Source organism: Vibrio iocasae (assembly GCF_042245395.1).
GTDB lineage: Bacteria > Pseudomonadota > Gammaproteobacteria > Enterobacterales > Vibrionaceae > Vibrio > Vibrio iocasae.
Genome location: NZ_CP145310.1, coordinates 1,435,939 through 1,448,473 on the forward strand (window position 1 = coordinate 1,435,939; position 12,535 = coordinate 1,448,473).

The window sequence follows — 12,535 nt, forward strand, 5'->3', positions numbered from 1 at the left end:
AATGAAAGTTTTAGAGAAGAATCAAACGAAGGTACTTGAAACAGAGAAGTTCTTGCGAGAAATAATTACCTCACCTACTGAGTTTAAGGGTAATGAGGAGTTGATAAAGGCACTAAACTCTCAAACTGGCATTGCTAAATACGAAAACCCAGAGAGAAATATTCCGTCATGCTCTCTCAACACCCTAAAAAGCAATTCAGAAGCGCTTTTAGATAGAGGTTTCTTATCTCTTGACGAACTTCGTATCAACGCTAAATTGGCGATTAATAGCGTTCCTTATGGTGAAAAATCTACCAGAGGTAATAAGCAAACAGCTACTGGTTTAAAACATAAAGTCTCCGAACTTGAAGCTCAACTTGATGCTGCGCAACGTAGTAACGCCTTGCTGACCGCTATGGTTATGGAAATGCGCTCCAAGCTAAAGCAATTAGCAATGCATGAGGGTACTCAAGAAGAGCGTCAGGAACTTTATAGAGTCCACAACCGAAAACTTGAAGCTCAGATGAACTACACGTTAAATGGAGAGATGTAATGCCTGTTAGTAAGCTTGAAGGTTTTGAGCAGTGGGATCATCTTGGTTTAGATCGGAAACTGGTTTTTCGAAAGCCTGTCGATATGCATTTCATCACTTACAGTAATCATATGCCTTGCTACGAGGCTAATGCCTATATGCACATGCTTATGTCGAGGGGTCTAAAAAAAGGCACGCTTCGTAGTTACGCCCACGACATTATTCACCTTGTTCGATTCGTTGAAACACAACCGCTTTTAAATCGGTTCAGCCAATTAACCGATTCGACATTCACGCTTTTTGTTCAATCATTACAAGCGGAAAGAACCCCTCTTGGTAAACTAAAACGCAAGAACAACACAGTGATAAAAATTGCTCATACCTGCCTTGAGTTCTTACAGTTTATACAGAATTTTCATGATTTGAGCCACTTTATCGGCAAGGGTAAAGAGAACTCGGTTCAAATACAAGAGAAGGTCTATAAGCTTAAACAGGAGGGGTACAGTGGGTTTATAGAGGGTGTTACAGTCTCCCACACAGCGATACCAACAAAAAATGATATTGTTAAACGACACCCAGTTTCGGTAAAAGATGCTCTTCGTGTTTGGGATTTTGTATCACGACAAAAGAATAAGGATAGAAGACGTAGGGATATGGCACTCTACTGCGCTATGGAGCAATTAGGCGCTCGTGTCAGTGAACTTTGTTTAATTAAACTGAGTGATTATGAGACCGCTAGGCGTAGTGGTCTGTTGAAGTTAACCACATTAAAACGCAAGGATGACAACAGCACTCGAAAGATCCCTGTGCCACACGTTTTCCTATCTTCGGTTGCAGGGTACATTAAGACTCGAAAGAAGATTATGAGACAGAAGAAGGTACAACATGACTTTTTATTTATCAGCTTAACCTCTGGTCAACCTCTCTCTCCTGATTCATGGACAAAGTATATGAATCAATGGAAGAAGAAGCTAAATATCAAAGGTGAACTCCACCCTCACTTATGGCGACACGCCTTTATCACTGACAAACTAAAAGAACTTATTCTGACCACGAAAGAGGTGAACGATAAGGATGATTTTAGAAAACATATCCTTCATACACACACATTTAAGCTACAACTACAGCAGTGGACAGGTCACACGACGCTCTCTTCGTTGGATATATATATTGACCTCGCATTTGCTGAAATTAACGGCTATACAAAGGTTTACAATGCATTATCCCTAAAGTCGAGTGTGGAACTTGTTAAGCAAAATGTAGAACTATTAAAAGGTCAGATTTCACGTAAAGAGCTTACAGCTACGGCCGCAATTGTCGAGCTAGAGAGGTTGCTAAAGAGTTTCGAAACGGATATTGAGGGCAGCATCAATCCACCCTCTAGCAGTTAGTTCACAATGTTGGGCTTATTTAACCTGATCCCCATAATGACTCGCTTCTGGAACTGAAACTTACTTCAAGCCACCAAACTTTAACCTCAGACGTTTTCAGCTATTGACTAAAGTTAAAGTGATGTCAGGTCAGGAGGTGCGGTTTAGCTAACGTGTTTCTGCCTCGAATCAAGCCGAAAAACCCAGAATTCTTACCTTCGGAACAAGCTGGAAACAGGTTAGGACAAGAGCCATAGGATTTCGCTTGAAATTGGTAAAAAACAAAGATCATATATGAATAGGGATCAATTTATTGATCACGCTTTATTGACTTTTTTTTTCGTAAATATAATAAGTTACAGGGGGAACTTTGTCTTTTTAAAAAACAGAAAAGTTCCGCAACCATACTAAATAAGCAGCCCTATAACGAAGCTGGACATAAATCATTTAGGAAAGTTAATCTAAATCGCTTCGATAGTATTAGTTTTTCCTTCGTGATTAGATTCTGTGCATTAACTTTGAAAAGTTAGTGCTGAGTATAAATGCAAAAGGTAATACTTCAAAACCTTACCTTTATTTGTATTCTAATTACGCAGCGTACCAATCAGCCAACACTTCCGCTTGCTCAAGTACCAGTTTTGGGGATTTCCATTTACGCAATAATTGACCTGCTCTTCCTAATCTAGCCTGTTACATACAGGTAATCCACTCACACTTAACCAATGAGCCTCATAAAATACTTGAAAAGTCCAACCCGGAACCGCCTTCCTCCACCCACAGAGTTTTTGTAATAAGTTCCCGTAACATCAAGTTCCATTGCACCACTTTCAGCCCAATGAATTGCTTTGTTTGAAAAGTCTAAACCGGAAAGTTTTTCGGCTGCGGCCTTCACTTTATCTTCACAACCACCTGCACTTATAATCTCATGAATAACTAAACCAAGGGCTAACCAAACAGATGGTGAGTAGTGAAGTCCATCCCTGTCGTTTTCGAACTGCTTTTTCATGCTAGATAGCCATTCTATAAAGAAAATAGTTATTAGTTTTTTAGCGTTAGTCTTAGTTTTTTCGTCAAAGGGGGCTTTGCCGGAATTAAAATCATTTATTCTGTTTTTATCTTGAGCACTAGCTCCTGCAATTGCACCAAGAATCATTCGAATCATGGTGGATTCTGTTGTTATGGCTAAATCTGATTTGGCTAACCTGACAGACGAAACCATTCCGCCATATTTATTCAAAGAAATAGTATCAGCGATTTCTTGGACATATTCTTTTATTGGTTCTTCTTTAGTTAAGACTCCGGGTAAAGGAGCATGTAGTTGTTCGTTTTTCTTACTATATAAATTGTAGTAAGAAGTCATGTCACGGCGGTCAATTCCATTATCTGAATTAAATATCAATGTTAGTTGGATAGGGAGTTTAGATAATAGCTGCCTTACTTCACTATTATCAACGAGATTTTTTCTAGATGATTTTCTTTTTTTTCCAAAAGGATGCTTAATACCAAGCAGGTCCATTATTGCAAATAAGCTCAGCACTCCATCAACGATTAGTGTGTTATTTGCGTAATATGATAACTGGATTTGGTTATTACTCTTCTTTTTAACTAAAGGCACATCTCCTATGGCGAAAGTTAGGGACAGCACTGGCATTTTAGTTTTTCCTAACAGACCTTGAGAAATGATGTCACAAATATCTGAAATCTTTGATGCATTTGTCCTATGATGAATAGCCTGAAATGTAGCCTCCATATCTGAAGCGCAAGAAGGAGACGCAAAATCGAAATAGTTTGGAAGCTCAATAGCCATTAGGTGTGTAACTAAGCACTGATCGTATAAATCACCGAGATCTGGACTAAGACCTGTAACTGAAACTCTCTTCACGAATACCACTCAATCATAAAATCACAACACACCATTTTCGCATTTTTTTATCATTGCAACTTGATCGGACGCTGCGTCCGATCAATAATTACTTAATCTAAAGTAAACTAAAATCCAAATCAGATGAATACAGAATCAAACCAACATGAAGACTCGCTTGTTCAAGCTTTTCTCGACGAGTATGCAGCCCTGCCTGAAAGCTATATTGCTAGCTCTAAAGAGCTGATGGAGAATTCGAAGGAAAAGCTTTCACCAGAAATCATGATAGAGATTTTCAAATCAAAGGCTAAGTACTACCCACAACTTAAGGTCATTGACTTACCTATACGTATCGAGACAGTTCATGTAACTCCAACAATTGCACGTGATATGTTGAGGTTCTCTAGGCGCGGCGCAATCAATGAAGGACTAAAAAATCGTCGAGTCAAAGTAACGACCGTTAAGCGTTTCACAAAAGATATGGACGAAAGGAAATGGTGTTTAACAGGAGAGCCTATCATTATCGGTTTTGATGGAGAGATCCAAGATGGACACACTCGCCTAGAAGCAGCAGCCCAATCCAAATTTGGATTTATTACCGTAATTCTTTGGGGTGTCTCCGATCAATTGTCATTTGCGCATATAGATGTAGGAAACATACGTTCAAGAGCCGAAGTTTTAGAAATGTCTGGTGTCAAAGTTAATGCAAGAATACTGGCGCAAGCTGCATTGCTAGCCCAATGTTTTGATAACACACCGAATATTTATCACTTTCGTGGTACTCAAGGTAACAAATACCATCAAGTAGAGACCATGGATTATGTAAAGAAAAACCAAGAACTCCTCCACTCTGTAGCTTTGGTTGAAAATTTAGCCAAAAAGTACCGAAGAGAGATACAAGCCTCACCAGCTACATACGCTTTTGCTCACTACCTTATTAATAAAGAAATAAAAAATTCAGGGCTAACTGAGTTTACGATCACACCAGAACATTACATAACAAAAATAATTTCTGGCATAGGGATTAATAGCAAAGACGAAATTGAGTATCAAGTCAGGAACTATTTGCAGACAATGCTTGGGCAGGGGACATCTTACAATCTACTTTGTCGGCTATCGTCAATATTTAAGGGATGGAATAAACACCTTGGAATTTCTATTTTTGGAAAAAAAATCGCTGTTCGTCGTGTAGCCAAATTCACAAGGGACGATGACGGCAACAGAGTAAAAGCCAATGGTTCTGGAAACATAAATGAGCCATTTACTGTACCATGCCTTCGTCCCGGAAAAGCATCATCCAAGATTACAAAACAAGCAGCTATAAAAATAGTTTAAGTTCACGAGGATTATAATGCTTTTGTTGATACTTTTTACTCTCCTGAGCACGTTTTCTATTTTATCTATTAGATTCATAATCTTAATAGTCTTTGCTATCAAAAGTAGCCAATTAAGCGTTAGTTTTGGATGGCACTATATGATAGGAATACCAATCACCTTTTCTAGCGCGTTTACTACTTTAGTCGCAATTCTAAATTATTATTAGTTAGTGTGCTTGGTATTGGTACTGATAAACTTGTACCAATACCATAACGAAAATCCTAAACATACCAACCATCAGCCAACACTTCGGCCTGTTCAAGCACAAGCTTGATAGCCTCTTCAGCAGCATCCGGCGGGTACTTCCAACGACGCAATAAACGTCGGACAAGGTTACGCATACGAGCACGAACGCTATCCCTCTTTTGCCAATCTACAGTCGCTGATTTTCTGAGTTGGTGCGTTAGTTCAATAGCCAACTTACGAAGGTTTTCATCGCCTAGCTCTCGTACAGAGGCTTCATTGGTTACCAATGCACGGTAAAATGCGATCTCATCTACCGAAAGGTTCAGACGATCCATCATCTCTGCATCGGCCTGCATTTCTTTAGCCCACTGGATCAGCTCTTCGATCACCTGAGCTGTTTCAATATTCCTGTTGTGGTATTTCTTGAGAGTGCCCAAAATACGGTCAGAATATTTTTTCTCCTGAATCACATCATTTTTCATCCGGGCCTTTACCTCATCACGAAGTAACTTTTCCAGAAGCTCGACTGCTAAGTTACGCTCCTTCATATGCTTAACATCTTCAAGGAACTCTTCGGAAAGTAGGCCAATGTTTGGCTTGTCTAACCCAACCATCTTGAAGATGTCATCGACACCTTCAGCTACCACAGCATTGTCCAAAATCTGTTTTAGAGCAGAATTTCTCTCTTCATCACTACGCTTTTTATCTACCGTAGAATGCTTGATGAAAGCTGTTTTTATCGCAGAGAAGAATGCTATCTCGTTCTTATAACCCTGAGTTTCGTCCATGGTGTTGCAAAGCGAGAACGCCTTCATCAACGCAGCCATTACATCAAGAAAACGACGCTTGCCATCCCGTTCACCTTTAGCGTTAGTCAGGCCAGATAAGTGGTTAACAGCTCCCGGAAGCAACCTTAGTGCATCGGTCTCATAATCTGGGCGGTAATTAAATACGGAACCCTCAACGGGAGTTGCGAACATCCCTCGGACAATATCGACTTTTTCCATCAGAACAGAAAATGCTTCTGCTGTGTCAACGGTTGGTTGACCTTTACCTTGGCTATTGGTGTAGGTCTTCAGGGCGTTTTTCAACTCATTGGCGATACCAATGTAGTCAACGACCAAGCCTCCGGGCTTGTCCTTAAATACCCGGTTAACTCGGGCAATTGCCTGCATTAGGTTGTGCCCCTTCATGGGTTTATCTACATACATAGTATGACAGCACGGAGCATCAAAACCTGTCAGCCACATATCACGCACGATAACCAATTGCAGTTCGTCTTCAGTGTCTTTGTAACGTTTCTCAAATAGCTTTTTCGTTTTCTTGTCGTAGATATGAGGCTGAAGCTTTTCCTTATCGGCAGCAGAGCCCGTCATTACGATCTTGATTGCGCCTTTATCAGGATCTGGGTTGTGCCATTCTGGTTTGAGGGCAACGATCGCATCATAGATATCGACACATATCTCACGGCTCATTGCTACTATCATCGCTTTTCCGGGGAAAGTAGCTGTCCGGGTGGTAAAGTGCTCTACCAAATCTTTGGCAACCTGCTCCACGCGAGGCTTCGCACCAACTAATTTTTCTAAAGCTGACCACTGAGATTTAATCTTTTCACGAGACTCCGTCTCTTCATCTTCACCAATCTCATCTTCGACTTGGTTGTTGAGTTCGTCGATTTCTTCTTGGTTAATATCCAGTTTCGCCAAACGTGATTCGTAGTAAATTGGCACAGTAGCACCATCATCAACCGCATCTTGAATATCATACACAGAAACATAATCACCAAAGACACCTCGGGTATCTTTGTCATCCATAGCGATAGGCGTCCCTGTAAAGCCAATGAACGAAGCATTAGGCAAAGCGTCACGCATATACTTGGAATAGCCATAAACGTACTTGTGACCTGTTATAGAACCATTGCCGTCTTTGATTTCCGTTAGCTTAGCTTTGTTTCCGTATTGGCTGCGGTGCGCCTCATCTGAAACCACAACAATATTAACTCTTTCAGATAGCACCGGATGCTCCGTTTCTTCTGCTAAAAGGGCAAATTTCTGGATAGTAGTGAAGATAATTCCACCGGATTGGCGATCTAAAAGGAGCTCTCTAAGTTCATCTCGATCATCTGCCTGCTGCGGGATCTGCTTGAGCGTCTCCTGAGCCATACCAAATGTGTTAAACAATTGCCCATCAAGATCATTTCGATCTGTGACTACAACAATAGTTGGGTTGTTCATTAAAGGCTGTTGCAGAAGCTTGCTGGCATAACAAACCATAGATATAGATTTACCGCTACCTTGGGTATGCCATACCACTCCCGCTTTACCAGAGCCCTGTTTAATGTTGTCTAATGCAGGAATTGTCGTCTCAATAAAATTCCCTGTGTTATTGGCCGCAAGCACAGTGGCATCAACGGCGGCACGCACCGCATGGAACTGATGATATCCAGCTATTTTTTTTATGATGTTGTCATTGTCCGTTTCAAAAAGAACGAAATAGCGAATGTAGTCTAATAATAAATCTTGTTTGAAGAAGCCTTTGACCATAGTCTCAAGTTGATACTCCCATAATGGTCTATCACCTTCATAAGAGACTGTTTTCCACGGTAAGAATCGTTCCTTATTCGCTGTCAGCGACCCTACTCGTGCGTGTATACCATCACTTATTACCAATGCCTCATTAAAAACAAACAGGTCAGAAATTTCATTTTTGTAAGTTTGAAGCTGGTTATAGGCATTCCAGATATCAGTGTGTTCATCGGCAGGGTTTTTTAGTTCCAGCACAGCAATAGGTAATCCATTGATAAACACCACTACATCCGGACGACGATTCCCTTTGGTTCCTGTGATGGTGAACTGGTTTACAACCAAGAATTCATTCTTGTCGGGATTATTGAAGTCAATCAGAGAAACATGAGTATGCTTTGTAACAGGAACACCGCCTTCAATAGCAGTGAACTCAACAGGAACCCCTTCTATCACGTACTTATGGAAACCCCGGTTATTTTTAATCAGGATCGGAGATTCTGGAGTGGTTATGGTAGCAACCACTCGGCTTAATGCTTCCTGTGGAACAGTTGGATTGATGACCTCAAGTTGATTTAACAACCGCTCCTTTAGAACGACTTGGTGATAATCCTCCCTTTCTGGAGATTCTCCATCAGGAGCGATTTCATAACCATTTTTGTAAAGGTATCCTTGCCCGGTAAACCACTCCAAACATTGAGTTTCCAACTGATCTTCAGTAATCATTATATTATTTCCTGACGTTACCTATTTGTTCCACGCACTTGTTATTAGTCGGCCTGTTTGATTGTAAATGCCCACTTGTTCTATGTAGTGGTGGAAGTCTGAATTTTCTAAAACGATGCGGTTTGCAGATTGCCAATCGACACCGTTGCGCTCTTTGGCTGGGATCATAATTTGGCTGTCAAACAGAGATTCGGTATCAAGTATCAACACACCTATTCCATGCAGACTGCTAAGCATTTGAAGCTCTGCCTCGACATCAGCGTTTAATCCTGTAGCGACCAAATAACCGAAGTTTGCCCAACTAGAATTCGAAACAGCTTGAAAGAAGTATTTACGTACGTTTCCTTTGGTAAGGTGCTTCTTAACTTCAAATGACCAGAGACGAGTTGAACTGTGATTTCCGCTACGCACACACGTACGGACAATTTCATCCCACCCTTGATCAAGTGGCTCCAGAGCAACGATGTCTGGATGTAACCAATGATTTCCACCGCTTCCATGAGTATTCTTTGATTTTCGCTCATCAATGCGTTGGCAGAATAACCCAAGATCCTTGCTAAGGTATTCAATCAGCATTGGATATAGATCGTGCTCACTGAAGCTTTGTGATACTAGCGGAGTATCAACTTCTGGCTCATCAATACCATCATTTGAATCGTTAGTTGGAAGTGTTTCTGGATTATCATCCCAGTAATATATCCTCGGGCGGGGTTTATCGCGTGTAGCCACATTTGCACACGTTTTTTGAGCTCTTTTAGTCCGTTGACCACCGACCTCAGCAGCGAGTTGCGCAATGAGCTTTTCTTCGGTGTCATAACGAGGATTCGTCTGCTTCTCTTCCATTTCTTTTGGGTAACGAACCACAAACTCTTTTGCGAGATCCCGAGCAGTAAACTTCTTGTCGGGATTCGCTTTCAGCGTTTCGATAATCATTTCTACTCGGGTAGTCATCAGCTTACCTCTGTCAATTCGTCGTTTTGCGCTAACTCGATTTCGCCGGAAAGCAATTTAGGAAGCAGGGTGTCACGTAGGCCCTCTAAGCTTTGGTTTTCTTCATTGCCAGCAATAGTCTTCTTCAGCATAATCGAGATTAGAGTCCCAAACTTTTCAAGCACTGAGTCAGATGGAATAGGAAATTCCAGACTGTTTAGAACCTTCTGATTGAGAAGGGGCTGTGCCGCACCTCCTGCATGCTGGTTTAAGTCAAGATATTTCAATAGGTATAGAACAAAAGGTAATTGCGCTTTACCTTTCTTAGGGTTAGCCACAATTGTGTTATCCGACGCCCAAAATTCAGAATTGCAATATTCGATAGAACCGCAGTAAGCCCCAACTCGACCGATAATTACAGCATCATCAAACTTAGATTCCTCGCTAAAACCAATAATGCCATTGGCTCCGTATAGCGGGTAGCTGCCACCCTCTGATTTCTTCCCTGATTTGCCATTTGCAAACTTAATAAGGTCAGAAAGGTTACCTACTGACCATCCTTCAGGTATCAAACCTAACTCGCTTTCAACGAGCTTTTCCGGGAAAAGCAAGGCAGTGGCAGCATCCATACCCTCTGGTTGTTCACCATTCATCTTGGCTTTTACAGGATCGAAATCGACAAACCATGACTTGAAGATGGCTTGCGCCATTTGCTCTAAGGTTTGATTTGTTTGATTATTGACTTCAGCTTTTTTATTTAAGTTATACAGAGTGTCACCAATGATCTTCTGAACTGCCATTGGTGGAACTTTGATATTCAGTTTCAAAACTTCAGTCTGACGTAAACCAAATACAGATGAACCTGTTGCCCTACCGACTATTTCAGATTGAAAGGCTATTGTATTCATGTATGCATATAAGTAACGGCTATAAAGGACTTCAGGGTTGGCCCGCAAACAAAAGATCCTTTGACCTAAGACTATCGGATAAGCCTCGTCCCAGTACATGCAATGCCCTAGAGTCGCGCCTTCAGAAACTAAAAAACAGTCACCTCTGGCAACATCAACTGACATCCATTTCTTGTATACATCATACGTGACATATCTGATTGCATCTGTAGCGACTAGTTTTCCCGCATTTACATTTTTAGCTGAAATAGTAGGTATTCCACTTTCTACCCAGTCGCTTTTTAACTTTCTCGGTGTTTTACCTCTATGGTCAATTACAAGCTCCAAGCAAGCGCCAAGTTCCATATCAACGAAGTCGGTTGGACTAGATATCATAACCTAACCCCGCAAGATTATTCTTGATCTCGGCTTCCAGCGATGCTGATTCGGCAAGCTGTTCACTTAACTTAGAAGTCAGTGCTGCCATCTTCTCGGCAAAAGGAACACCATCATCCTCTTCTTCCGCAGCACCAACATAACGTCCCGGAGTTAGAACAAAGTCATGCTTAGTGATTTCTTCAAGCGTTGCTGATTTACAGAAACCAGCGTGGTCTTCATAACCAACACCATGAACTTCCTCACCAGTCTTCCATGCGTGGTATAGGTCGGCGACTTTCTGAATATCGTCAAAGGTAAAATCACGCAGAACACGGTCTTTCATATAGCCAAGGTTACGCGCATCGATAAACAGAACTTCACCGCTACGACCACGTAGCTTGCGCCCGGCCTTATCCACACGAGGATTCTTATTCTTGGTCAGAAACCAGACACAGGCAGGGATCTGGGTATTGGTAAACAGTTGACCCGGAAGAGCTACCATACACTCAATCAGATCATTTTTGATCAGAGCTTTACGGATCTCACCTTCGTTGTTGGTAGTTGAACTCATAGAGCCATTTGCCAACAGGAGTGCCTGTGAGCCATCCGGAGCCAAATGGTGAAGCATATGCTGCATCCATGCGAAGTTCGCGTTTCCAGCAGGTGGCAGGCCGTATTTCCAGCGTGGATCGTTATCGTCTACCCCCGTATTCCACTCTTTCATGTTAAACGGTGGGTTTGCCATAATGAAGTCAGCGCGTAAATCTGGATGCTGGTCATTGGTGTAAGTGCTCGCTGGCTCTTTACCGAAGTCATAATCCAAACCACGGATAGCCATATTCATCGCTGCTAGCTGCCAAGTGGTATGGTTATACTCCTGACCGTAGATAGAAATTTTCTGTTTCTGGGTGACAGGGTCAAAGTGCTTTTCATTTGCATAACGTTCGATAAACTTCTCTGACTGAACAAAGAAACCACCGGAACCCATTGCGGGGTCATAGACACGACCTTCGAACGGCTCAATCATCTCAACAATCAAGCTTACGATAGAAGCAGGCGTATAGAACTGACCACCTTTCTTACCCTCTGCAAGAGCGAACTGACCCAACATGTATTCGTAGACATGGCCTAAGATATCTTTACTATTCAGGGATGCATGGTTAAACGGGATGGTCGCAATCAGGTTGATTAGTTCATTTAACTTTGACTGGTCTATGCGAAGCTGGGAGTAGTGCTTGTTCAGAACGCCTTTCAGCTTGGGGTTATCGCGCTCAATTCCTTCCAGTGCATTATCTATTAGGTGGCCTACAGAAGTAATGCGCTTCGTTTTTCCCTCGATTTCAAGGTCTGCCCCACCGATAACCAAAGGGCCGTTGTCTTGCAGGAACTGCCAACGGGAGCCCACTGGCAACCAGAAAACATTTTTCTCTGTGTAAAAATCTCGCTGTTCGAGTTCGATGTTGATCTCTTCGAACAATTCTTCTTGAGAGTAATTCTCAGGATCTAAAAAGTACTCATGATCTGGATTCGATAGATCTGCTTTGATTTCTTCTTGGCGGATCTGAAATGCATCGGATACGTACTTAACAAAGATCAGACCCAGCACTGCATGCTTGTATTGTGCAGCATCTAGGGTGGAGCGCAGCTTATCTGCGGCAGTCCAGAGCTTGTTATCCAGCTCCTTAAGGAATTCTTGTTCTTTCTGGTTCATTTTGCGTAACTTTTTGACGTTCGAATCGGGAAATAATACTCCTAAGTTGGTGAGTTTTCATTGGTTTGTACCATGG

The 12,535-nt window shown here is 41.8% G+C and carries 8 protein-coding genes; 3 read left to right on the forward strand and 5 right to left on the reverse strand.

What is annotated here, in order from left to right:
* Nucleotide 1: 1 nt before the first annotated feature.
* Nucleotides 2-532, forward strand: coding sequence for a hypothetical protein (locus SNR28_RS06420; RefSeq protein WP_375748384.1), 531 nt, complete (start codon nt 2-4; stop codon nt 530-532).
* Nucleotides 532-1,902, forward strand: a complete 1,371-nt coding sequence (locus tag SNR28_RS06425) for a tyrosine-type recombinase/integrase (RefSeq protein WP_375748385.1) — start codon at nt 532-534, stop codon at nt 1,900-1,902. Before SNR28_RS06420 ends, SNR28_RS06425 begins: the two co-directional genes overlap by 1 nt.
* A 694-nt stretch (nt 1,903-2,596) precedes the next feature.
* On the opposite strand, the gene SNR28_RS06430 is transcribed toward SNR28_RS06425, so the two are convergent.
* Nucleotides 2,597-3,763 carry a hypothetical protein gene (locus SNR28_RS06430; protein WP_375748386.1) on the reverse strand — a complete coding sequence of 389 codons (1,167 nt, stop codon included), beginning with the start codon at nt 3,761-3,763 and terminating at the stop codon, nt 2,597-2,599.
* 123 nt (nt 3,764-3,886) lie between these two features.
* Here SNR28_RS06430 and SNR28_RS06435 point away from each other — a divergent pair, with 123 nt between their 5' ends.
* On the forward strand, nt 3,887-5,077 hold the full coding sequence (locus SNR28_RS06435) for a chromosome partitioning protein ParB (protein WP_375748387.1): 1,191 nt from the start codon (nt 3,887-3,889) through the stop codon (nt 5,075-5,077).
* A 263-nt stretch (nt 5,078-5,340) separates the two neighbouring features.
* On the opposite strand, the gene SNR28_RS06440 is transcribed toward SNR28_RS06435, so the two are convergent.
* Genes SNR28_RS06440 through SNR28_RS06455 form a run of 4 tightly spaced genes read right to left on the reverse strand, consistent with a single transcriptional unit; the run spans nt 5,341 to nt 12,459 of the window.
* Nucleotides 5,341-8,553 (reverse strand): type I restriction endonuclease subunit R, encoded by a 3,213-nt coding sequence (locus SNR28_RS06440; RefSeq protein WP_375748388.1) that lies wholly within the window; start codon nt 8,551-8,553, stop codon nt 5,341-5,343.
* A gap of 21 nt (nt 8,554-8,574) precedes the next feature.
* Nucleotides 8,575-9,504, reverse strand: a complete 930-nt coding sequence (locus SNR28_RS06445) for a COG2958 family protein (RefSeq protein WP_375748389.1) — start codon at nt 9,502-9,504, stop codon at nt 8,575-8,577.
* Nucleotides 9,504-10,766 carry a restriction endonuclease subunit S gene (locus SNR28_RS06450; RefSeq protein WP_375748390.1) on the reverse strand — a complete coding sequence of 421 codons (1,263 nt, stop codon included), beginning with the start codon at nt 10,764-10,766 and terminating at the stop codon, nt 9,504-9,506. Before SNR28_RS06450 ends, SNR28_RS06445 begins: the two co-directional genes overlap by 1 nt.
* Nucleotides 10,756-12,459, reverse strand: a complete 1,704-nt coding sequence (locus SNR28_RS06455) for a type I restriction-modification system subunit M (RefSeq protein ID WP_375748391.1) — start codon at nt 12,457-12,459, stop codon at nt 10,756-10,758. The genes SNR28_RS06450 and SNR28_RS06455 overlap by 11 nt, the downstream gene beginning before the upstream one ends.
* Between the last annotated feature and the right edge of the window lie 76 nt (nt 12,460-12,535).

Coding starts and splice junctions, on each gene's coding strand:
- SNR28_RS06420 (WP_375748384.1), top strand. CDS start 2: ATGAAAGTTTTAGAGAAGAATCAAACGAAGGTACTTGAAACAGAGAAG.
- SNR28_RS06425 (WP_375748385.1), top strand. CDS start 532: ATGCCTGTTAGTAAGCTTGAAGGTTTTGAGCAGTGGGATCATCTTGGT.
- SNR28_RS06435 (WP_375748387.1), top strand. CDS start 3,887: ATGAATACAGAATCAAACCAACATGAAGACTCGCTTGTTCAAGCTTTT.
- SNR28_RS06440 (WP_375748388.1), bottom strand. CDS start 8,553: ATGATTACTGAAGATCAGTTGGAAACTCAATGTTTGGAGTGGTTTACC.
- SNR28_RS06445 (WP_375748389.1), bottom strand. CDS start 9,504: ATGACTACCCGAGTAGAAATGATTATCGAAACGCTGAAAGCGAATCCC.
- SNR28_RS06450 (WP_375748390.1), bottom strand. CDS start 10,766: ATGATATCTAGTCCAACCGACTTCGTTGATATGGAACTTGGCGCTTGC.
- SNR28_RS06455 (WP_375748391.1), bottom strand. CDS start 12,459: ATGAACCAGAAAGAACAAGAATTCCTTAAGGAGCTGGATAACAAGCTC.